Annotated in this window: 35 protein-coding genes; all 35 read left to right on the forward strand. The window is 35.4% G+C overall.

What is annotated here, in order from left to right; all coding sequences use genetic code 11:
- Positions 1 to 13 precede the first annotated feature (13 nt).
- The 35 genes from fusA to gldA all read left to right on the forward strand — a co-directional run bounded on the left by fusA (position 14) and on the right by gldA (position 21,889).
- Positions 14 to 2,125: an elongation factor G gene (fusA, locus tag EA412_12945; protein ID TVR76746.1), complete on the forward strand. Its 2,112-nt coding sequence runs from the start codon at positions 14 to 16 to the stop codon at positions 2,123 to 2,125.
- Position 2,126: 1 nt separating this feature from the next.
- Entirely contained in the window at positions 2,127 to 2,432 is a 306-nt protein-coding gene (locus tag EA412_12950) for a 30S ribosomal protein S10 (protein TVR76747.1), read from the forward strand.
- 51 nt (positions 2,433 to 2,483) lie between these two features.
- Positions 2,484 to 3,104 (forward strand): 50S ribosomal protein L3, encoded by a 621-nt coding sequence (locus EA412_12955; protein ID TVR76748.1) that lies wholly within the window; start codon positions 2,484 to 2,486, stop codon positions 3,102 to 3,104.
- Positions 3,105 to 3,127: 23 nt separating this feature from the next.
- Complete coding sequence (locus tag EA412_12960) at positions 3,128 to 3,757, forward strand: 50S ribosomal protein L4 (protein ID TVR76749.1); 630 nt, start codon at positions 3,128 to 3,130, stop codon at positions 3,755 to 3,757.
- A gap of 33 nt (positions 3,758 to 3,790) precedes the next feature.
- Positions 3,791 to 4,084, forward strand: coding sequence for a 50S ribosomal protein L23 (locus EA412_12965; protein ID TVR76788.1), 294 nt, complete (start codon positions 3,791 to 3,793; stop codon positions 4,082 to 4,084).
- Positions 4,085 to 4,094: 10 nt separating this feature from the next.
- A complete protein-coding gene (locus EA412_12970) occupies positions 4,095 to 4,916 on the forward strand; it encodes a 50S ribosomal protein L2 (GenBank protein TVR76750.1) in 822 nt (273 codons plus the stop codon).
- A gap of 6 nt (positions 4,917 to 4,922) precedes the next feature.
- Positions 4,923 to 5,192: a 30S ribosomal protein S19 gene (locus tag EA412_12975; protein ID TVR76751.1), complete on the forward strand. Its 270-nt coding sequence runs from the start codon at positions 4,923 to 4,925 to the stop codon at positions 5,190 to 5,192.
- A gap of 7 nt (positions 5,193 to 5,199) precedes the next feature.
- Positions 5,200 to 5,625: a 50S ribosomal protein L22 gene (locus tag EA412_12980; protein TVR76752.1), complete on the forward strand. Its 426-nt coding sequence runs from the start codon at positions 5,200 to 5,202 to the stop codon at positions 5,623 to 5,625.
- 9 nt (positions 5,626 to 5,634) lie between these two features.
- Entirely contained in the window at positions 5,635 to 6,357 is a 723-nt protein-coding gene (locus EA412_12985) for a 30S ribosomal protein S3 (GenBank protein TVR76753.1), read from the forward strand.
- 26 nt (positions 6,358 to 6,383) lie between these two features.
- On the forward strand, positions 6,384 to 6,803 hold the full coding sequence (locus EA412_12990; protein TVR76754.1) for a 50S ribosomal protein L16: 420 nt from the start codon (positions 6,384 to 6,386) through the stop codon (positions 6,801 to 6,803).
- Between the two features lie 11 nt (positions 6,804 to 6,814).
- Entirely contained in the window at positions 6,815 to 7,024 is a 210-nt protein-coding gene (locus tag EA412_12995) for a 50S ribosomal protein L29 (GenBank protein ID TVR76755.1), read from the forward strand.
- An 11-nt stretch (positions 7,025 to 7,035) separates the two neighbouring features.
- Positions 7,036 to 7,290, forward strand: a complete 255-nt coding sequence (gene rpsQ / locus EA412_13000) for a 30S ribosomal protein S17 (GenBank protein ID TVR76756.1) — start codon at positions 7,036 to 7,038, stop codon at positions 7,288 to 7,290.
- A 6-nt stretch (positions 7,291 to 7,296) separates the two neighbouring features.
- On the forward strand, positions 7,297 to 7,665 hold the full coding sequence (locus tag EA412_13005; GenBank protein ID TVR76757.1) for a 50S ribosomal protein L14: 369 nt from the start codon (positions 7,297 to 7,299) through the stop codon (positions 7,663 to 7,665).
- An 18-nt stretch (positions 7,666 to 7,683) separates the two neighbouring features.
- Entirely contained in the window at positions 7,684 to 8,043 is a 360-nt protein-coding gene (locus EA412_13010; GenBank protein ID TVR76758.1) for a 50S ribosomal protein L24, read from the forward strand.
- Complete coding sequence (locus EA412_13015) at positions 8,043 to 8,591, forward strand: 50S ribosomal protein L5 (GenBank protein ID TVR76759.1); 549 nt, start codon at positions 8,043 to 8,045, stop codon at positions 8,589 to 8,591. Before EA412_13010 ends, EA412_13015 begins: the two co-directional genes overlap by 1 nt.
- A 4-nt stretch (positions 8,592 to 8,595) precedes the next feature.
- Positions 8,596 to 8,865, forward strand: a complete 270-nt coding sequence (locus tag EA412_13020; protein ID TVR76760.1) for a 30S ribosomal protein S14 — start codon at positions 8,596 to 8,598, stop codon at positions 8,863 to 8,865.
- Between the two features lie 29 nt (positions 8,866 to 8,894).
- The gene (locus EA412_13025; GenBank protein TVR76761.1) at positions 8,895 to 9,293 is read left to right on the forward strand and encodes a 30S ribosomal protein S8; all 399 of its coding nucleotides are present in this window, start codon (positions 8,895 to 8,897) and stop codon (positions 9,291 to 9,293) included.
- Positions 9,294 to 9,315: 22 nt separating this feature from the next.
- A complete protein-coding gene (locus EA412_13030) occupies positions 9,316 to 9,870 on the forward strand; it encodes a 50S ribosomal protein L6 (protein ID TVR76762.1) in 555 nt (184 codons plus the stop codon).
- 11 nt (positions 9,871 to 9,881) lie between these two features.
- Positions 9,882 to 10,238 (forward strand): 50S ribosomal protein L18, encoded by a 357-nt coding sequence (locus tag EA412_13035; GenBank protein TVR76763.1) that lies wholly within the window; start codon positions 9,882 to 9,884, stop codon positions 10,236 to 10,238.
- Between the two features lie 13 nt (positions 10,239 to 10,251).
- Complete coding sequence (locus EA412_13040; GenBank protein ID TVR76764.1) at positions 10,252 to 10,773, forward strand: 30S ribosomal protein S5; 522 nt, start codon at positions 10,252 to 10,254, stop codon at positions 10,771 to 10,773.
- A 3-nt stretch (positions 10,774 to 10,776) separates the two neighbouring features.
- Positions 10,777 to 10,956: a 50S ribosomal protein L30 gene (rpmD, locus tag EA412_13045; GenBank protein ID TVR76765.1), complete on the forward strand. Its 180-nt coding sequence runs from the start codon at positions 10,777 to 10,779 to the stop codon at positions 10,954 to 10,956.
- A 3-nt stretch (positions 10,957 to 10,959) separates the two neighbouring features.
- Positions 10,960 to 11,409 (forward strand): 50S ribosomal protein L15, encoded by a 450-nt coding sequence (locus tag EA412_13050; protein TVR76766.1) that lies wholly within the window; start codon positions 10,960 to 10,962, stop codon positions 11,407 to 11,409.
- Positions 11,410 to 11,579: 170 nt separating this feature from the next.
- Positions 11,580 to 12,920: a preprotein translocase subunit SecY gene (gene secY, locus EA412_13055; GenBank protein TVR76767.1), complete on the forward strand. Its 1,341-nt coding sequence runs from the start codon at positions 11,580 to 11,582 to the stop codon at positions 12,918 to 12,920.
- 11 nt (positions 12,921 to 12,931) lie between these two features.
- Positions 12,932 to 13,735, forward strand: a complete 804-nt coding sequence (map, locus tag EA412_13060; GenBank protein TVR76768.1) for a type I methionyl aminopeptidase — start codon at positions 12,932 to 12,934, stop codon at positions 13,733 to 13,735.
- Between the two features lie 29 nt (positions 13,736 to 13,764).
- Positions 13,765 to 13,983, forward strand: coding sequence for a translation initiation factor IF-1 (locus EA412_13065; GenBank protein TVR76769.1), 219 nt, complete (start codon positions 13,765 to 13,767; stop codon positions 13,981 to 13,983).
- Between the two features lie 14 nt (positions 13,984 to 13,997).
- Entirely contained in the window at positions 13,998 to 14,114 is a 117-nt protein-coding gene (locus EA412_13070; GenBank protein TVR76770.1) for a 50S ribosomal protein L36, read from the forward strand.
- An 11-nt stretch (positions 14,115 to 14,125) separates the two neighbouring features.
- Positions 14,126 to 14,503 carry a 30S ribosomal protein S13 gene (locus tag EA412_13075; protein TVR76771.1) on the forward strand — a complete coding sequence of 126 codons (378 nt, stop codon included), beginning with the start codon at positions 14,126 to 14,128 and terminating at the stop codon, positions 14,501 to 14,503.
- A gap of 30 nt (positions 14,504 to 14,533) precedes the next feature.
- Positions 14,534 to 14,923, forward strand: coding sequence for a 30S ribosomal protein S11 (locus EA412_13080; protein ID TVR76772.1), 390 nt, complete (start codon positions 14,534 to 14,536; stop codon positions 14,921 to 14,923).
- A 21-nt stretch (positions 14,924 to 14,944) separates the two neighbouring features.
- The gene (locus EA412_13085; GenBank protein TVR76773.1) at positions 14,945 to 15,550 is read left to right on the forward strand and encodes a 30S ribosomal protein S4; all 606 of its coding nucleotides are present in this window, start codon (positions 14,945 to 14,947) and stop codon (positions 15,548 to 15,550) included.
- Positions 15,551 to 15,570: 20 nt separating this feature from the next.
- Entirely contained in the window at positions 15,571 to 16,569 is a 999-nt protein-coding gene (locus EA412_13090) for a DNA-directed RNA polymerase subunit alpha (protein ID TVR76774.1), read from the forward strand.
- A 6-nt stretch (positions 16,570 to 16,575) separates the two neighbouring features.
- Positions 16,576 to 17,244, forward strand: coding sequence for a 50S ribosomal protein L17 (locus EA412_13095; GenBank protein TVR76775.1), 669 nt, complete (start codon positions 16,576 to 16,578; stop codon positions 17,242 to 17,244).
- 205 nt (positions 17,245 to 17,449) lie between these two features.
- A complete protein-coding gene (locus EA412_13100; GenBank protein ID TVR76776.1) occupies positions 17,450 to 17,914 on the forward strand; it encodes a low molecular weight phosphotyrosine protein phosphatase in 465 nt (154 codons plus the stop codon).
- A gap of 60 nt (positions 17,915 to 17,974) precedes the next feature.
- The gene (locus EA412_13105) at positions 17,975 to 19,339 is read left to right on the forward strand and encodes a histidine--tRNA ligase (GenBank protein ID TVR76777.1); all 1,365 of its coding nucleotides are present in this window, start codon (positions 17,975 to 17,977) and stop codon (positions 19,337 to 19,339) included.
- Between the two features lie 51 nt (positions 19,340 to 19,390).
- Positions 19,391 to 20,893 carry a histidine ammonia-lyase gene (hutH, locus tag EA412_13110; GenBank protein ID TVR76778.1) on the forward strand — a complete coding sequence of 501 codons (1,503 nt, stop codon included), beginning with the start codon at positions 19,391 to 19,393 and terminating at the stop codon, positions 20,891 to 20,893.
- A gap of 78 nt (positions 20,894 to 20,971) precedes the next feature.
- Positions 20,972 to 21,889, forward strand: coding sequence for a gliding motility-associated ABC transporter ATP-binding subunit GldA (gldA, locus tag EA412_13115; GenBank protein ID TVR76779.1), 918 nt, complete (start codon positions 20,972 to 20,974; stop codon positions 21,887 to 21,889).
- The last annotated feature ends 2 nt before the right edge of the window (positions 21,890 to 21,891 follow it).

Consider the following 21,891-nt stretch of genomic DNA (forward strand, 5'->3'; position numbering starts at 1 on the left):
AAAAAATAGCACAATGGCAAAAAGAGATTTAAAATTTACGAGAAATATTGGGATTGCCGCGCATATTGATGCCGGAAAGACCACTACAACAGAGAGAATTCTCTATTATACTGGTTTATCTCATAAAATCGGAGAGGTTCATGATGGCGCTGCTACTATGGACTGGATGGAGCAGGAGCAGGAAAGAGGTATTACGATTACTTCTGCTGCTACAACTACATTTTGGAAGTTTCGTGATAATGAATATAAAGTAAACGTTATTGACACTCCAGGACACGTTGACTTCACAGTAGAAGTTGAGCGTTCATTACGTGTATTGGATGGGGTTGTTGCCTTGTTTTGTGCAGTAAGTGGAGTTGAGCCTCAGTCTGAAACAGTTTGGCGTCAGGCGAACAAATATAAAGTACCCAGAATTGGATTTGTGAATAAAATGGACAGATCAGGAGCTGATTTCTTTGAAGTTGTTAAGCAAATTAAAGAAATGTTAGGTGCAAACCCAATTCCAATTCAGGTTCCAATCGGTGCAGAAGAGAATTTCAGAGGAGTGGTTGACCTTATCACCAATAAAGCAATTATTTGGGATGACGAATCAATGGGTATGACTTTTACGGAAATTGAAATTCCGGAAGATTTGGCCGATACCGTTGTGGAGTACAGAGGAAAAATGATTGAGAGCATCGCAGAATACGATGATGAAATTTTAGAAAAATATTTTGAAGATCCGGAATCAATTACTCAGGATGAAGTAGAAGCAGCTCTTAGAAAAGCCACTATTGACATGAGTATTATTCCAATGATGTGTGGTTCATCTTTTAAAAACAAAGGTGTTCAGGCAATGTTGGATGCTGTTATTAAGTTTTTGCCAAGCCCGTTAGACATTGAGTCTATCATTGGTACTAACCCAAAAACAGAAGCTGAAGAAAAGAGAATGCCGGATCCGGATGAGCCTTTTGCTGCACTTGCATTTAAAATCGCTACAGATCCTTATGTAGGTAGATTAGCATATTTCAGAGCATATTCAGGAAGACTGGATGCAGGCTCGTATGTTTTAAATACCAGAACCGGTAAAAAAGAACGTATCTCACGTGTACTTCAAATGCATTCTAACAAACAAAACCCTATCGACTTCATTGAAGCCGGAGATATTGGTGCTGCTGTTGGATTTAAGGATATCAAAACAGGAGATACCCTTTGTAATGAAAAACATCCGATTGTTTTAGAAAGTATGACTTTCCCTGAACCGGTTATTGGATTGGCTATTGAAGCTAAAACTCAGGCAGATCTTGATAAGTTAGGTAATGCATTGTCAAAACTTGCTGAAGAAGATCCTACATTCAGAGTAAAATTTGATGAAGAAACAGGTCAGACCGTTATTAACGGAATGGGTGAGTTACACCTTGAGATTATTGTAGATAGATTAAAAAGAGAATTTAAAGTAGAGTGTAATCAGGGAGCCCCTCAGGTTTCTTATAAGGAAGCAATTACAACTACACTTAAACATCGTGAGATATATAAAAAGCAGTCCGGTGGTAAGGGTAAATTCGCAGATATACAAATAGAGATTGGACCGGACGAGGATAAAGAAAAATCAGGATTACAGTTTGATAATGCCATCTACGGAGGGTCAATTCCAAGAGAATTTATTCCGGCAGTAGAAAAAGGTTTCAAAGAAGCTATGAATACAGGTGTATTAGCCGGTTATCCGCTTCAGAGTTTGAAAGTTAAATTATTCGATGGTTCATTCCACGCGGTGGATTCAGATGCAGTTTCTTTTGAATTGTGTGCTAAGTCAGCTTTTAGAGAAGCTTGTAAAAATGCTAAGCCAATTTTATTAGAGCCTGTAATGAAGTTAGAAGTAATAACTCCCGAAGAATATACCGGTGATGTTGTTGGTGATTTGAACAAGAGAAGAGGACAAATGGAATCGATGGATATGAAAGGGAACGCACAAGTTATAAAAGCGAAAGTTCCTTTATCAGAAATGTTTGGATATGTAACCCAGTTGAGAACACTTTCTTCCGGAAGGGCAACCTCAACTATGGAATTTTCTCACTATGCACCGGCTCCGGAAAGTGTAATTGAAGCTGTTGTAACACAGGTAAAAGGTAAAGTAAAACAAAATTAAGATGGCGCAAAAAATCAGAATTAAGCTAAAGTCTTACGATCATAATCTGGTTGATAAATCATCAGAGAAGATTGCTAAAACTGTAAAGTCAGCAGGTGCAGTTGTTGCAGGGCCAATACCCTTGCCAACTGAAAAGAAAATATTCACTGTTTTGCGTTCACCGCACGTGAATAAAAAATCCAGAGAGCAATTTCAGCTCTGTACATACAAAAGGTTGCTGGATATTTATAGTGCAACATCCAAAACAGTAGATGCTCTAATGAAGCTTGAGCTACCAAGTGGTGTTGATGTTGAAATTAAAGTTTAATAAATTACTTAAAATTTAACCTATTATTTAGGTTGATAGAATTATAAAACGATGAAAGGTATAATTGGTAGAAAAATAGGAATGACTCAGTACTTCCGTCCGGATGGAACGCATGTCGCCTGCACTATTATAGAAGCAGGGCCTTGTAAGGTTATCCAAAAGAAAACTGTTGAAACAGACGGCTATGACAGCGTTCAAATCGGCTATGGGGTAAGGAAAGAGTCTCGTACCACTAATGCTCAGAAAGGACACTTTAAGAAGCATAATTCTGATTCCATGCAAGTAGTTAGAGAAATCAGAGATTTCGATTTGGAAAAAGAATCCGGTGATGAAATAACCATTGAGATTTTTGCAGAGGGAGATAGAGTAAGTGTAGAAGGTGTATCTAAAGGTAAAGGTTTTCAGGGAGTAGTAAAAAGACATGGTTTTGCCGGTGTCGGTATGGCTACTCACGGTCAGCACAACAGAGAAAGAGCACCCGGATCATTAGGCGCAGGCTCATATCCTTCAAGAGTATTCAAAGGAATGAGAATGGCAGGAAGAATGGGCAGTGATAAAATTACCCTGAAAAAAGTACCGGTTGAAAAGGTAATTGCTGAAAAAAATATTATTTACATAAAAGGTGCAGTACCCGGAAGAAAGGGAAGCATTGTAATGATTAAGAAAAATTAAAGTATACTTTTCAAATAGAAATTATGGAACTTGAAGTATTAAATATAGAAGGAAAAACAACCGGAAGAAAGATTAATCTTTCTGATGATGTTTTTAAAACCGTGCCAAATGATCACATTATCTATTTGGATGTAAAGAGGTATATGGCTGCTCAAAGGCAAGGTACTCATAAAACCAAAGAAAGAGGTGAGATTAGAGGTTCAACCAGAAAGATTAAAAAACAAAAGGGAACGGGTTCGGCGAGATTTGGAGATATTAAAAATCCAATTTTCAGAGGAGGAGGACGCATTTTCGGTCCAAGACCAAGAAATTATAAGATTAATTTGAATAAAAAAGAAGTGGCTATTGCCAGAAGATCTGCTCTTACTTATAAATTACAGGATAATCAAATTAAGGTTATCGAAGATTTGAGCATGGAGCAGCCTCGGACAAAAGAGTTTATTTCTTTTTTGCAAAACCTTAATGTAGAAGGAACAAAAGTTGTTTATGTATCAACAGAATTGGATAAAAACGTGCTTTTATCGGCAAGAAACATCCAAAGAGTACAGTTTAGCAAACCGCAACAACTTAATACCTATTCTATATTAAATGCGAATAATCTTATTCTGACAGAAAAATCTGTTGAAGTTATAAACGAAATTTTTAAAAAGTAGATTCACCGGAATTACAATTATAAATAGTAAATGATGAAAAATATTTTAATTAAGCCACTCATAACCGAAAAGTTTACCCAGTTGGGAGATAAACTCAACAAGTTTGCTTTCGTGGTTGACAAAGGCTCTAATAAAATTGAAATAAAGAAAGCTGTTGAAGAAATGTACGGAGTAACTGTACTGGATGTCAACACATCTGTAAGAGTAGGAAAGCAAAAATCAAGATACACCAAAACAGGTGTTATTTCAGGTAAAACCTCTGTTTTGAAGAGGGCTATTGTTACAGTGGCAGAAGGTGACACTATTGATTTTTACAGTAATATTTAATTAAGAGAAAATGGCAATTAAGAAATATAAACCAACTTCACCAGGTACCAGATCCAGAGTAGGTAACCTATATGCAGAAGTAACTACGGATACTCCTGAAAAGTCTTTGCTTGCACCAATGTACAGCAAAGCCGGAAGGAATAATCAGGGTAGAATGACTGTTAGATACAGAGGTGGAGGACACAAGAGAAAGTATAGAATAGTTGATTTTAAAAGAGATAAGCAAGGAATACCCGGCATAGTTAAGACGGTAGAGTATGATCCAAACAGAAGTGCTTTTATTTCTTTAATAGCTTTTAAAGACGGCGAAAAAAGATATATTCTGGCACCGGAAGGAATTCAGATTGGTGCAACGATTATAAATGGACCGGAAGCACCTATTGAAGTAGGGAACTCTTTACCATTGAAAAATATACCTTTAGGTACGGTAATTCACAATATAGAATTACAGCCGGGTAAAGGAGCTCAATTGGCAAGAAGTGCCGGTACTTATGCACAATTGCTGTCTCGTGATGAAAAATATGCTATTGTTAAATTACCTTCGGGCGAAACCCGCATGGTATTGATAACAACAACAGCTACTATAGGAAGCGTATCAAATCCGGATCATTATCAGATAGTACTTGGTAAAGCCGGTGCAAATAGATGGAGAGGTCGCAGACCAAGAACTCGAGCAGTAGCAATGAACCCGGTAGATCACCCTATGGGTGGTGGAGAAGGAAGAGCTTCAGGTGGGCATCCTAGATCAAGAAATAGTGTGAAAGCTAAAGGCTTTAAAACCAGAGACAAGAAAAAAGCATCTAATAAACTCATATTAAAACGTAAGAAATAATTAGTTATGGGCAGATCAATTAAAAAAGGACCTTTTATAGATTTTAAACTGGATAAAAAGATTACCGCATTGAATGAAGGTGGTAAGAAAACAGTTGTTAAAACCTGGTCCAGACGTTCTACTATTACACCGGAGTTTGTTGGACACACTTTGGCAGTACACAATGGAAATAAATTTATACCAATTTATATTTCTGAAAATATGGTTGGACATAAATTAGGGGAATTCGCTCCTACAAGAAACTTTAAGAGCCATTCATCTAAGAAATTAAAATAAGATAAGAATGAAAGCTATCGCAAAATTAAATAATTGCCCTACATCTCCTCGTAAGATGAGATTGGTTATAGACACTATCAGAGGTGAGCAAGTTGAAAAAGCACTCGGGATTTTAAAATTCCAAAAGAAGGAAGCTGCAAGAAGAGTTGAAAAACTATTGGTTTCTGCAATTTCTAACTGGGAAAACAAAAATGAATCTGAGAGAATTGAAGATCACAATCTGATTGTAACAGAAGCATATGTTAACCAGGGAAGAACTTTGAAAAGATTACGTCCGGCTCCAATGGGAAGAGCACATAGAATCAGAAAAAGATCAAACCATGTGTTTTTAGCAGTCGAGTCATCGCAAATATTAGCAATGCCGCCTGAAAAACCGGAATTGAATGAAAATGAAAATGAAATTGTTGAAGAAAATCAAAATACAGAAGCTTAATTTTATACTATGGGTCAAAAAGTAAATCCAATAGCCAATCGTTTGGGAATTATTAGAGGATGGGACTCTAATTGGTTCGGTGGAAATCGTTACGCAGATAAAATAATCGAGGATGAAAAACTAAGAGATTATATCAAAGCGAGAATCAGTAAGGGTGGAATTTCTAAAATTGTAATTGAAAGGACTTTAAAGAGAGTTACAATAACTATACATACATCTCGTCCCGGAATTATTATCGGAAAAGGTGGATCTGAAGTTGATAAGCTTAAAGAAGAGTTAAAAAAATGGTCTAATAAAGATGTTCAATTGAATATCGTTGAAATCAGAAGACCTGAAACAGATGCAACGATTGTTGCTGAAACTATTGCCAGACAGCTGGAAGCCAGAGTGAATTTCAAAAGAGCATGTAAAATGGCTTTATCCTCTGCAATGCGTATGGGAGCTGAAGGTATTAAAATCCGTGCTTCCGGTAGATTAGGTGGAGCGGAGATGGCAAGAACAGAAGAATTTAAAGAAGGTAGAACTCCTTTACATACTTTTAGAGCAGATATAGATTATTCTTTACAAGAAGCCAAAACGGTTTACGGAAAGATTGGAATTAAAGTTTGGATTTGTAAGGGAGAAGTATTCGGAAAAAGAGATTTATCACCAAATATTGGTGTAAAACAAGAAGGTGGACCAAATAAAAGAGGTGCCGGTACGAGAGCACCAAGAAGAAAACCTAAAAAGTAAATTTAAGACTATATAATTAACATATTATGTTACAACCAAAAAGAACGAAATTCAGAAGGGCGCAAAAAGGCAGAATGAAAGGGAATGCCCAAAGGGGAACTACCATTGATTTCGGTTCATACGGAATAAAATCCATGGAGTCGGCCTGGATAACGAACAGACAAATTGAAGCAGCGAGGATTGCTATCAACAGGTTCATGAAAAGGGAAGGTCAGGTTTGGATTCGTATATTTCCGGATAAGCCAATCACTAAAAAGCCTGCTGAAGTTAGAATGGGTAAAGGTAAAGGTGCTCCGGAAGGATGGGTTGCTGTAGTTAAACCGGGTAGAATTATGTTTGAAGTTGATGGAGTAAATGAGGAAACAGCAAAAGAAGCCTTGAGGCTGGGTATGCAAAAATTACCCGTGAAATGTAAGTTTGTGAAATCAACCGAATTAGGTTATTAAATTATAAAATCATGGCTAAGAAAAAATTCGATTTTGCAGAATTAACAACTCAAGAGTTGCACGAAAAGTTAATAGATGATAAGGTAAGACTCTCTAAAATGAAATTTAATCACACGGTATCTCCTTTAGATAATCCAATGGAAATTAAGTTTTTAAGGAGAGATATTGCCAGAATTTATTCAGAATTAAATAAAAGAGAAACAGAAACTACTGCGTCTTAAATCTACATAACATGGAAAGAAAATTAAGAAAACAAAAAATCGGACAGGTTGTAAGTAATAAAATGGATAAAAGTATTACAATCTCCGTACAGAGAAAGATCAGGCATCCAAAGTATGGTAAGTTTATTAAACTTTCTACCAAACTGATGGCGCATGATGGAGAAAATGCCTGCAACATTGGGGATACAGTAAGAATTATGGAAATACGCCCAATGAGTAAGAATAAAAAATGGCGATTAGTGGAAATTTTAGAAAGAGCTAAGTAATTAATTATGATACAGCAAGAATCAAGATTAAGAGTTGCAGATAACAGTGGTGCTAAAGAAGTTCTTTGTATACGTGTATTAGGCGGTACTAAAAGAAGATATGCTTCTATCGGTGATAAAATCATCGTGTCTGTAAAAAGTGCATTACCCAGCGGTAACGTCAAAAAAGGTAGTGTTTCGACAGCAGTAGTTGTTAGAGTTAAAAAAGAAGTTAGACGCAAAGATGGCAGCTATATTCGTTTTGATGACAATGCTGTTGTTTTATTAAATAATAATGATGAACCGAGAGGTTCCCGTATATTCGGTCCTGTGGCCAGAGAATTGAGAGAACGTCAGTTTATGAAAATTGTGTCTCTGGCACCGGAAGTATTATAAAAGTAAAAATTCAAAACGATGAAGTTTAAGAAAAAATCAATACCTGATTTTAAAAGATTTGCTCCTAAGTTACACCTGAAAAAAGGCGATACTGTAAAAGTACTTGCCGGTGTTGACAGAGGAAAGCAAGGTAGGGTATTAGAAGTGGATGCTTCTAAATACAGAGCATTTGTTGAAGGTGTAAATCTTGTAAAAAGACATACCAAGCCAAGTGCAAAAGAACCCAATGGCGGAATTATTGACAAAGAAGCTTCTATACATTTGTCAAACCTGATGCTTGTTGATCCTAAATCAGGTGAACCAACAAGAGTTGGAAGAAGAATAGAAGATGATAAATTAGTTAGATATTCAAAGAAATCCGGGGAGGTGATAAAATAATGAGTTACGTACCAAGGTTAAAAAAACACTATGATGATGTAGTTGTATCTAACATGTTAGAGCAATTTAAGTATAAGTCTCGAATGGAAGTCCCTAAGATTACTAAAGTTGTTTTAAATCAAGGTGTTAAAGGAGCAACGGCAGATAAAAAATTAGTTGATATTGCAGTGAACGAAATGACTTCAATTTCAGGTCAAAAAGCAGTCTCAACCAAGGCAAGAATCTCAGTTTCAAACTTTAAATTGAGAGAAGGAATGCCCATCGGAGCAAAAGTGACTTTACGCAGAGAAAGAATGTATGAGTTTTTAGATAGATTATTAGCTGTATCTTTACCAAGAGTTAGAGATTTCAGAGGTCTAAATCCAAAAGGATTTGATGGTCGCGGAAACTTTAACATGGGAGTAACTGAGCAGATTATATTTCCGGAAATAGATATTGATAAAATCAGTAAAATTACCGGTATGGATATCACTATAGTTACTACAGCTCAAACTGACGAAGAAGGAAAAGTTTTATTAATGGAATTAGGATTCCCATTCAAAAAATAATATAATGTCAAAAGAGTCTATAAAAGCAAGACAAAGAAAAAGAGAAAAACTGGTAGCTAAGTTTGCTGAAAAAAGAAAAAAGCTAAAAGATGAAGGTAAATTTATTGAATTATCTAATTTGCCAAGGAATTCTTCCCCGGTAAGATTACGTAACAGATGTAAATTAACCGGCAGACCGAGAGGTTACATTAGAATTTTCGGTTTATCCAGAATTAAATTCAGAGAATTAGCTTCAAACGGTAAGATTCCGGGCATTACAAAAGCCAGCTGGTAATATTAATAAAGAATCATAAATAGAGACAGATGTTTACAGATCCAATAGCTGATTATTTAACAAGAATCAGAAATGCTCAAAAAGCAGGACATAAAGTGGTAGAAATACCATCTTCAAATATTAAAGTAGCAATAACCAAAATTCTTTATGATAACGGTTATATTTTCCGTTACAAAGTTGAAGAAGATGACAAACAAGGAATTTTAAAAATTGCTCTTAAGTATAAGGCAGGTTCAAAAGTGCCTGCTATTAGAGAGTTGAAAAGAATAAGCAGACCCGGTCTACGTCAGTTTAATAATGTTGACGATTTACCAAGAGTAATAAATGGTTTGGGTATTGCCGTTATTTCAACTTCTAAGGGTCTGATGACCGATAAGCAAGCAAGAAATGAAAATGTAGGCGGAGAAGTAATTTGTACTGTTTACTAAATTTAACATTAAATAAATAGCAATGTCAAGAATAGGCAATTTACCTATACCAATTCCAGAGAAAGTAAAGGTAGAAATTAAAGAAAATAATGAAGTTGTAGTTCAGGGCCCTAACGGCTCTATCTCTCAACAATTCTCTCCTGAAATGATAATTTCAATGGAGGAGGGGAATATTATAGTGAAAAGACCATCAGAGCAGAAAAGGCATAAAGCGCAACACGGATTAATCCGTACCTTAGTTGCAAATATGATAACCGGTGTAAGTGATGGTTATAAAAGAACACTTGAAGTGAATGGTGTTGGTTATCGTGCTTCTAATCAGGGACAAATATTGGAGCTTTCCGTAGGGTATAGCCACCCGGTATACATGGAAATACCTGAGGAAGTAAAACTTTCAACAGAAACTAAAAAGGGATCACCCCCAAAGATACTTTTGGAGTCTAATGATAAACAGCTTTTAGGTTTAGTTGCATCTAAAATTAGAGCCATTAGAAAGCCTGAGCCTTACAAAGGAAAAGGTATCAAATATAGTGATGAAATTTTAAGAAGAAAAGCCGGTAAAACAGCCGCTAAATAAACTCAATTGAAATGTTAACAAAAAAGAGTCTAAGAAGAAGAAAAATACGATACAGAGTAAGGAAGAAAATTTTCGGTACAGAAAATCGTCCAAGACTTTCCGTTTACAGAAGTAATAAGGAAATCTATGCTCAGGTTATTGATGACGAAAAAGGTCTTACATTAGCTTCATTTTCTTCCAGAAAATTAAAGGATGATGTAGCAGGTAAAACTAAGTCTGAAGTTTCTGAATTAGTAGGGAAGGAATTAGGTAAATTGACTAAAGATGCCGGAATTACAACCATAGTTTTTGATAGAGGAGGATACCTTTATCACGGTAGAGTTAAGAGTTTAGCTGATGGTGTCAGAAGTGAAGGAATAATATTCTAAAAATTAAAATAGTATCAAGGTGAATACCAATAAGCAAAAAGTAAAAACGAGCGAAACAGAATTAAAAGAAAAGGTAGTCGCAATCAATCGAGTGGCCAAAGTAACAAAAGGTGGTAGAACATTTAGTTTCTCTGCTATAGTTGTTGTAGGTGATGAGAATGGTGTTGTAGGCTATGGTTTAGGTAAAGCAAGGGAAGTATCAGTAGCTATTTCTAAGGGTACAGATGATGCAAAAAAACACCTGATTAAAGTTCCGATTATCAAGGGATCTGTTCCTCATATTCAGCAAGGTAAATTTGGCGCAGGAAAAGTAATGCTAAAGCCCGCATCAAATGGTACAGGTGTAATCGCAGGTGGCACAGTTCGTATAGTAATGGAAAGTGCCGGATATTCTGATGTTTTAACCAAATCATTAGGATCTTCTAATCCGCACAACGTTGTGAAAGCAACATTTGATGCGCTCCTGAAAATGAGAGACGCCTCTACTATTGCTACAGAGAGAAATTTAGATTTAAAAAAGGTTTTTAACGGTTAACCCATGGAAAAAGTCAGAATAACACAAATTAAAAGTCAGATTGACAGACCGGAGAGACAGAAAAGAACACTCAAGGCGCTCGGACTTACAAGAATGCACAAGACTGTGGAGAAAGAAAACTCACCACAAATCGCAGGCATGATAAAGAAAGTAGAACATTTAATAAAAGTTGAATATTTATAAATTATGGATTTATCAAGCTTAAAACCAGCCAAAGGTGCTGTTAAAATAAGAAAGAGAATTGGTAGAGGTCAGGGATCCGGAAGAGGAGGAACATCTACTAAAGGACATAAAGGAGCTAAGTCTAGATCAGGATATAAATTCAGACCGGGTTTCGAAGGTGGTCAGATGCCATTACAAAGACGATTACCAAAGTTTGGATTTAAAAATCCATTCCGTGTGGCATATACTGCTCTAAATTTGGATACACTCCAACATTTGGCAGATAAGCACAAGGTAACCGAGATAAGTGTAGATTTCCTTAGGGAAAAGAATGTAATAAGCAGAACAGAAAAAGTAAAAGTTCTTGCAAATGGAGAATTGACCTCCAAGCTTGTTGTTAAAGTTCACAAGTCAAGCGCTAAAGCAGAGGAAGCAATTAAAAATGCCGGTGGTTCACTTGAATTAATTAAATAGAGCGTATTTTGTTTCGTTTAATAGACAATTATATCAGATTAACATCTAAATAGGAATAGTTTAACTTGTTAATTAATATTATTGTACTGAATTTTGAATTTAAGTGAAATAAAATGAACAAACATTTATAACTTCGCGTAAAACCGAAGTACTTGTAAAAAACTGAAAGAATGAAAGGATTAATCCGTACACTGACTAACATATATAAAATTGAAGAGCTGAGAAACAGAATCTTGTTTACACTCGGCCTTATTCTTATATACAGGTTTGGAACTTATGTTGTGTTACCCGGTATTGATCCGAGTGCACTGGATAGTTTAGAACAACAAGGACAAGGTGGATTGTTAGGATTAGTTAATCTCTTTGCAGGTGGTGCTTTCTCAAGAGCATCAATTTTTGCACTTGGTATCATGCCTTATATATCTGCTTCCATTGCAGTGCAGTTATTGACATTGGCTGTACCTTACTTTCAAAAACTCCAGAAAGAAGGAGAAAGTGGCAGAAGACAAATAAATCAAATCACCAGATACCTGACAGTAATAGTTACAGCAGCTCAGGCATTTGGCTATATATTTAACATTAATTTTATTGCAGGAGATGCCGTTATTATTTCACAGGGATTGTTTACATTATCAACTGTAATCGTTCTTACTGCGGGTACTATTTTTGTAATGTGGATTGGTGAAAAAATTACTGATCGCGGTATAGGAAATGGTATTTCATTACTCATCATGATTGGTATTATTGCAACATTACCTTTTGCTTTGGCAGCAGAATTTACTTCCAGATTAAATGAAGGAGGAGGATTAGTTGTCTTTTTAATTGAAATCGCAGTATTGGTATCGGTTGTAGTGGCTGTAGTTCTACTGGTTCAGGGTACAAGAAGGATACCGGTTCAGTATGCAAAAAGAGTAGTGGGCAACAAGCAGTACGGTGGAGTAAGACAGTATATACCTCTTAAAGTTAATGCTGCCGGAGTTATGCCGATTATTTTTGCTCAGGCTTTAATGTTTATTCCCGGTACTGTAGCTCAGTTTTTCCCCGATGCAGCTGAAAGTTCCGGTTTTGTAGCTGCCTTTAATGATTTTACATCTGCTCCTTATAATATTGTCCACTTCTTATTAGTCATACTGTTTACCTATTTTTACACAGCTTTGATTGTGAATCCAGTGCAAATGGCCGATGATATGAAAAAGAACGGTGGTTTTATACCGGGTGTAAAACCCGGGAAGAAGACGGCAGAATTTATTGATTCAGTTATGTCCCGTATTGTTTTACCAGGATCCATATTTTTAGCTTTTGTGGCTATATTGCCAGCATTTGCTATGATGTTTGGAGTGAATATGCAATTTGCTATGTTCTTCGGAGGAACTTCACTACTTATTATGGTGAGTGTAACTCTTGATACTTTACAGCAAGTAGAAAGTCATCTTTTGATGAGACACTACGACGGCCTTATGAAATCCGGCCGTATAAAAGGGCGCTCTGCATCTGTCGGAGCAGGTATTTAAGCCTTTTAATTATGATTTATTATAAAACGAATGACGAAATTGAATTGCTTCGTCAAAGTTCTTTATTAGTTTCTAAGACCCACGCTACTATTATTCCTTACCTTAAAGAAGGTGTAACCGGAAAGAAAATAGACAAAATTGCAGAGGAATTTATAAGAGACAATAAGGCAATTCCTGCATTTAAAGGACTTAGAGGATTTCCCGCAACTCTTTGTATATCACCAAATGAACAAGTGGTTCACGGAATCCCTTCAGATGAGCCCTTTAAAAACGGAGACGTTTTATCAATTGATTGCGGAGTCAAAATGAATGAATTTTTTGGAGACTCTGCATATACGTATGCTATTGGTGAAATAACCGAAGAAGTTAGAAACTTGCTGGAAGTTACCAGACAATCCTTATATGATGCAATAGAATTTGCCGTCCACGGAAAAAGGTTAGGAGATATTGGATACGCAGTGCAAAATCTTGCTGAAAAAAAACATAAATACGGAGTAGTAAGAGAACTAGTCGGACATGGTGTCGGACGAACTCTGCATGAAGAGCCGGAGGTACCGAATTACGGAAGAAGAGGAACAGGCCCATTATTAAAAGAAGGTTTAGTGTTAGCAATTGAACCAATGGTTAACCTGGGAGTAAAAGAAATTGTACAGCTTAAAGATGGCTGGACAATCATTACGAAAGACAAAAAACCATCAGCTCACTTTGAACATACTGTTGCTGTTAAAAAGGGAAAAGCAGATATACTTTCATCCTTTGAAATATTAGAAGAAGAAATAAAAAAAAATGAAAATCTTACTAGTTTTTTCAAATAATTTCACGATATTTGCACTCTAAAATTTTTATGGCAAAACAAGATATAATAAAACAGGACGGGACAATCATAGAAGCATTGTCAAATGCGATGTTTCGCGCCAAGTTAGAGAATGGGCACGAAGTAATCGCACACATCTCCGGTAAGATGAGGATGAATTATATCAGAATTCTGCCGGGAGACAAAGTAGCATTGGAAATGTCCCCCTATGATTTAAGTAAAGGAAGAATTGTTTACAGATATAAGTAAGAAAAAAATAGATTATGAAAGTTAGAGCATCCGTTAAAAAGAGAAGTACGGACTGTAAAATAGTTCGGAGAAAAGGTAGAATTTATATTATTAATAAAAAGAACCCTAAGTTTAAACAAAGACAAGGTTAAAACGAAAGAATATGGCTAGAATTGCAGGTATCGATATTCCAAGGAATAAAAGAGGTGTTATATCATTAACTTACATTCATGGTGTGGGGAAATCAACAGCAGAGCTTATCTTAACTCAGGCTGGTGTAGATTTTAGTAAAAAAGTACAGGATTGGGATGATAATGATTTGACATCAATTCGTCAGATCATTCAGGACAACTTCAAAGTTGAAGGTGCTCTTCGCTCAAGTGTACAAATGGACATTAAGCGATTAATGGATATTGGTTGTTACAGAGGCATTCGTCATAGAAAGCGTTTACCGGTAAGAGGTCAGAAAACTCAAACCAACTCAAGAACAAGAAAAGGAAAAAGAAAGACAGTTGCCGGTAAGAAAAAGGTAACTAAATAAAATTGATCAACATCTTTAGAATTAAAGAAAATGGCAAAAACAAAAAAATCATCGAAAAAAAGAATAGTAGCTGTTGAACCGGAAGGCAAAGTATTTATTCAAGCTTCATTCAACAACATTATAATAACTTTTACCAATAGAAATGGTCAAACAATTTCTTGGGGATCAGCCGGAAAAGCCGGTTTCAGAGGTTCTAAGAAAAATACACCTTATGCTGCACAAATTGCTGCAGGCGATGCTGCTAAAACAGCTTATGACGCAGGGCTTAGAAAAGTTGAAGTGATAGTAAGAGGTCCGGGTGCCGGAAGAGAATCAGCAATCCGAACTATTAATTCTGCAGGTATCGATGTAACAATGATTAGAGATATTACTCCACTTCCTCACAATGGTTGCAGACCACCAAAAAGAAGAAGAGTATAATTAAATAAATTTTAGACAACTATGGCTAGATATACAGGACCAGCAAGTAAAATTGCCAGAAAATTTGGAGAACCAATCTTTGGTTACGATAAGTCTTTAGAGCGCAAAAACTATCCTCCCGGACAGCATGGAGTTACCAAAAGAAGAAAAGTTTCTTCTGAGTACGGAATTCAGCTTAAGGAGAAGCAAAAAGCAAAATATACTTACGGACTATTGGAAAGACAGTTCCTAAAGACTTTCAAAAAAGCGGCTTCTAAAAAAGGCGTTACCGGTGAAAACTTACTTCAGTTATTAGAAGCACGTTTAGACAATACTGTTTTTCGTCTTGGTTTTGCAACTACCAGAAGAGCAGCCAGGCAATTAGTGTCTCACAAACATGTTATTGTAAACGGAGAATTAGTAAACATCCCTTCTTATAGTCTTAAGCCGGGTGATGTTGTGAGCGTAAGAACAAAGTCAAAGTCATTAATGGCGGTAACTGACGCAATGTCAAAAAATAGCAAAACATATAACTGGCTACAGTGGAATGCCGATAATATGGAAGGGATTTTTACAGCTTATCCTCAAAGAGAAAGCATTCCTGAAAATATTAATGAGCAGTTGATTGTAGAATTATATTCTAAATAACCCAAAAAGTAATAATTAGTATGGCTATATTGTCATTTATAAAGCCCGATAAGATTCTTGTTCAAAAAACAACCGATTTTGAAGGGGATTTCGAATTCAAACCTTTAGAACCAGGTTTTGGCGTAACCGTAGGTAATGCTCTTAGAAGAGTTTTACTCTCTTCATTAGAAGGATATGCTATTGTTTCTGTGAAAGCCGAAGGTGTTGACCATGAGTTTTCAACTATAGAGGGCGTGATTGAAGATTTTACTGAAATAGTTCTTAATCTGAAGCAAATCAGACTGAAAGATACAGTAAAAGATTTGGAAGAAGAGCAGGAAACTATTTACATTTCTATATCAGGAAAAGAAGAATTCAAAGCAAGCGATATTGAAAAAGCTACCAACAGATTTCAGGTTATGAACCCGGATTTGGTGATTTGCAGAATGGAAAGTTGGGTAAAGCTGGAACTTGAATTGATAGTTAATAAAGGTAGAGGATACGTTCCTGCAGAAGAGTTAAAACTTCCTGAACTACCTAAAGGCCACATTTTGATGGATGCTATTTATACACCTATCAAAAAAGTGAGTTATCATGTTGAGAATACAAGAGTTGAGCAAAAGACAGATTTTGAAAAACTTACTTTGCATGTAAAAACTGATGGAACAATTAATCCTGAGGATGCTGTAAAAAATGCTGCAAGAATACTTATTCAGCACTTTATGCTAATATCTGACGAGAATATCACTTTTGATTCTGAAGAGAATAAAATAGATAATGTTGTAGATGAGCATATTTTACACATGCGTAAGCTTTTGAAAACAAGTTTAGAGGATTTGGAATTAAGTGTAAGAGCTTATAACTGTTTAAAAGCAGCTAAGATTAATACATTAGGTGAGTTAGTTGAAAAAGATATTCCTGAGCTTCTTAAATTCAGAAACTTCGGTAATAAGTCTTTGGAAGAAATACAGCAATTACTTGATGATAAAGGATTGAATTTTGGAATGGATATTTCAAAATATAAACTAAACGAAGAATAAACTATAATGAGAAACGGAAAGAAATTTAATCAGTTAGGCAGAAAAGCACCTCACAGAAAGGCGATGCTGGCAAATATGGCTTCTTCTCTGATTAGTCATAAGAGAATTTCAACGACAGTTGCTAAGGCAAAGGCATTACGTATGTATGTAGAGCCTTTAATTACTAAGTCAAAAAATGACACAGTTCATTCAAGAAGAACAGTTTTTAGTTATTTACAAGATAAATCAGCTACTAAAGAACTTTTTGATGGCATAGCTGCAAAAGTGGTTGACCGTCCGGGAGGATATACAAGAATTATAAGAACTGTTACCAGACAAGGTGATGCCGCCGATATGTGTATTATCGAGTTGGTTGATTACAATGAAACCTATGTTTCCGGAGATGCTAAGAAAAAGACCAGAAAGCGTAGAACCAGAAGAGGTGGTAGTGCGGCTCCTGAAAAAGCTGCAACAGAAGAAAAAGCACAAACAAAACCGGCTGACGCAAAACCTGAGGTAAAGGAAGAAGAAAAAGAACCTAAAGCAGAGACTGCTGAAAAAGTTGAGACTTCAGAAGAAACTAAAATTCAGGATGCTCCTGCCGAAGAGACAAAAGCTCAGGAAAGCCCTGCTGAAGAAGATAAAGATCAGGCTAAGGAAGAGCCAAAAGATGAAGATAAAGAAGAAAAGAAATAACTTTTCGTCAAATACATTAAAAGAAGCTATCCATTTGGATAGCTTTTTTTGTTAATAAAAGTTTTTTTAAATTTCTGATTGGATAGAGCATTAATGTCATTTTGAACCTGCAGAAGTGTAGTATCAATTGTATTTAATTTAGAATTTTTATTTTTGCTCTTAGCTATTAATTATAATTGTTGAAAAGAAACTAATCCTGTATAATATGAAAATTCTAATGGTATGTTTGGGGAACATTTGCAGATCTCCGCTTGCAGAAGGTATATTGAAATCAAAAATTGACAAAGATAAATTGAGTGTAGAGGTTGATTCTGCCGGTACATCTGCCTATCACAGCGGAGAGAAACCTGACCCACGCTCGATAGAGGTAGCCAATAAATACAATATTGATATTTCTAATCAAAAAGCAAGACAGTTTTCAGCTTATGATTTTGAAGTTTTCGATAAAATATATGTTATGGATAGTTCTAACTATATGGATGTAATTAAATTAGCCAATAGCAAAGGAGAAGAGGAAAAGGTTATGCTTATTATGAATGAAGCTGAACCCGGTAGAAATATAAACGTCCCGGATCCATATTGGGATAACGATGGGTTTGAGCAAGTATATAGAATGCTTGACCGAGCTTCTGATGAGATTATAAATAAAATTAAAACTAAGAAACTCTGATTTTATCATATTTTTCAAAGCTTTAAATAGAACTGATTATTTTCGAATAAAATATATTGAATGAAACCATCATTGGTAAAAGGAACAAGAGATTTTAATGCTATTCAAGTTAAAAAGAGAACGTATATCTTTGATACTATACGGGAAAAGTTTGAGCTTTTTGGCTTTCAGCCGTTAGAGACACCGGCTATGGAAAATATGAGCACACTGACCGGAAAATATGGTGATGAAGGAGAAAAGCTGTTGTTTAAGATTTTAAATTCAGGAGATTTTTTAAAAAAAATTACTCCGGATTTGGTTGATGAAAATCAGTCAAACCAAGTAGCTCCGTTGATAGCTGAAAAGGGTTTAAGGTATGATCTTACAATTCCATTAGCAAGATATATAGTTTTGAATCACGGTAATTTGACTTTTCCTTTTAAACGATATCAAATTCAGGCAGTATGGCGAGCTGACAGACCACAAAAAGGCAGATATCGTGAGTTTTATCAGTGCGATGCTGATATAGTAGGAAGCACTTCAGTGTTGAATGAGTTGGAATTAATTCAGTTGTACGATTCTGTTTTCTCAGCTTTTGGACTGGAAGTAAGTATTCGTTTCAATAACAGGCAAATACTGGAAGGTATAGCTTCTGTTTTGGGTGTAAAAGATAGATTTAATGAGTTTTGTCTTGTATTAGATAAATTAGATAAAGCAGGAGCTGAAGGAGTTGATCTTGAATTCGGGAAAAGAGAATTTCCTCAAAATTTAATTGATAACTGGAAAAGTTTGATTTTAATTAAGGGGACGAATCGGGAAAAATTAAACTTTTTAGCAGATCAATTCGAAAAAAACTCTGATCCAACATCGATTAATGAGATTTCTTTACTCTTAGATTATCTGGATTCGGCAAAGATTAATAATCCGTTGAATTTTGACGTTAGTTTGGCAAGAGGATTATCCTATTATACAGCTTTTATTTTTGAAGTAATAGATGTAGACGGAGAGTATGGCAGTTTGGGTGGCGGTGGTCGATATGACCAGTTGACATCTTTGTTTGGATTGGATAATATGCCGGGAGTAGGTATTTCTTTCGGTGCAGATAGAATTTATGACGTTCTGGAGAAAAAAAATGCTTTTCCGGCTGATTCAGAAGAAATTAAATTAGTTATGATTACTAATTTCAATAAAGAATTTACAAAAAAGCTAATTGAAATAGCAAATGATTTCAGAATTGCTGGTATACCATGTGAAATTTACCCTGTAGATGACAAATTAAAAAAGCAATTCAGATATGCCGATCAGAAAAATATATCTTATGTATTAATTGCAGGTGATGCAGAAATAGAGAATAATACTTTTAGCCTGAAGAATATGAAATCAGGTGAACAACAAAGTGGATCTATAGAAGATCTTATTGAAAAAGTTAAAAAAATAATGCATTAAGCGCTGATTTTTTCAGTAAGTGAACTGCGATTCTTCATTAAAAATTTCAAAATGACAAAGAATATTAAAATTGACAATAGAAGTTACAAGCCTGAAGATTTATATGAATTAATCGCCGGACATCCGATAATTGAGTTATCTGATTCAGCCATTGAAAGTATAACGAATTGCAGAAATTATTTAGATGCAAAATTAGAGAAAGAAGACTCTTTGTTTTATGGAATTAATACCGGTTTTGGAGCATTATGCGATGTAGAAATAGATAAATCTCAAAATGAAGAATTACAGGAAAATTTGGTTAAATCCCATGCATGCGGAGTAGGAGAAGAAGTCCCGGATTCAGTTGTTCGCTTAATGATTTATTTAAAATTGGTCTCTCTCAGCAAAGGGAACAGCGCAATTTCTTTAGAGACAGTAAATAAACTTATTGAAATTTATAACAGAGGCTTATTGCCGGTAATTTACCGGCAAGGTTCCTTAGGAGCATCCGGTGATTTGGCACCTTTAGCTCACATGAGTCTGCCTTTAATAGGCGAAGGTGAAGTCCGCTTCAAAGGAAAAAAATATGACTCAGCAGACTTGATGAAGGAGCTTGGCATTAAACCTATAAAGCTAAAGGCAAAAGAAGGGCTTGCATTGCTAAACGGGACGCAATTTATGCTTGCTTATGCATCTAATATTTATTTGAAGGCAGCAAGACTGGCTCCGATTATAGATGCAATTTCTGCATTAAGTTCTGTGGCTTATGAAATAAGTCCTGATCCATTTAATCATTTGGTACATTCAGTCAGACCATATAACGGTCAAATTGAAGTTGCAAAAAGATTGTTTAAATATCTGGAATACAGCTCCGGAAAAACAAAGCGAACTCAGATTCAGGATCCATATGCTTTCAGATGTATTCCTCAGGTTCATGGAGCTTCGCTGGATATCGTAAATTATTGTGGTTCATTATTTACAACTGAAATGAATTCTGTTACAGATAATCCATTGGTTTTTCAGGATGAGGATAAGATTTTATCCGGCGGTAATTTTCATGGACAACCACTTGCCATGGCTTTGGACTATTTATGCATTGGTTTGTCTGAGTGGGGTAGTATTTCAGAAAGGAGAACGTATAAGTTGCTTTCAGGAAAGCGATCTTTGCCGGTTTTTCTTACAGAAAAATCAGGATTACATTCCGGATTTATGATACCTCAGTATACAGCCGCTTCATTAGTAAGTGCTAATAAGCAGCTTTGCACACCTTCCAGCGTAGATTCAATAGTTTCATCTAATGGGCAGGAAGATCATGTAAGTATGGGGGGGAATGCAGCAGTTAAATGCTTTAAAGTGTTGGAAAATTTAGAAAATATTTTGGCAATAGAGCTTTTAACTTCGGTAAGGGCATTACAATACAAAAAAGAACTTATATTGCATCCTGCTTTACAGAATATAGTTGATGATTTTCTGAGTGAGATTCCATTTAAAGAAGAAGACCATGTCTTGTATAAAGAGATTCATAAAGCAAAAGATTTTTTGAAAAAGCTGCAGCATGAAAATGATTTACTTTAAGAATTGTAATTTTGCTTAACAATTAAAATATTGGTCTTTGCGAAGCGTTCGAATTAAGTACCTGTACGAAATAAAGATATGTCCATAAATGTAAAGAACTTGACCAAAATTTACGGTAGTCAGAAAGCTGTAAATGATATTAGCTTTGAGGTTGAAACCGGACAAGTTTTAGGTTTTTTAGGCCCAAACGGTGCAGGTAAGTCAACAACCATGAAAATCCTGACATGCTTTATTCCTCAAACATCAGGAAAAGCTTTTGTAAGTGGATTTAATATTGAGGAAGAACCCATGGAGGTTAAAAAGAAAATTGGTTATTTGCCGGAAAGCAATCCGTTGTATTATGATTTATATGTTATTGAATACCTGAATTTTGTAGCGGGTTTGCACGGAATTAAAAAGAACAAATCAAATTTAATTACAAATATCATAGGTCAAACCGGTTTACATAAAGAGAAATTTAAGAAAATAGGACAATTATCTAAGGGTTATAAACAAAGGGTTGGTCTTGCTCAGGCTATGATTCACAATCCCTCTGTTTTGATTTTAGATGAACCTACCAGCGGATTAGATCCAAATCAACTTTCAGAAATCAGAGAACTTATTGTGAATCTGGGAAAAGAAAAAACAGTAATACTTTCTACACATATTATGCAGGAGGTTCAGGCAATGTGTGACAGAGTAATCATAATCAATAATGGCAAAATTGCTGTGGATGATACAACAGATAACTTACAACAACATAATAAACAGAGCGTAATCGTTTTTGTAGAATTCAAAGAAAAAGTGAATACAGAGGATTTAAAAAAATTGAGTAATGTTTTAAAAATTGAAAGAATAAATGATAAATCATTTAAGTTACATTCAGCTCACGAAAGTGATATTCGTGAAGATATTTTTAAATTTGCAGTTTCATTAAATCTGACTATACTTAACCTGCATACAGAAAAATCAACTTTAGAGGATGTTTTTAGAGATATAACCCTTAAACAATCCTAAAT

This window comes from Chitinophagaceae bacterium (genome assembly GCA_007695095.1).
Classification (GTDB): domain Bacteria; phylum Bacteroidota; class Bacteroidia; order Chitinophagales; family REEL01; genus REEL01.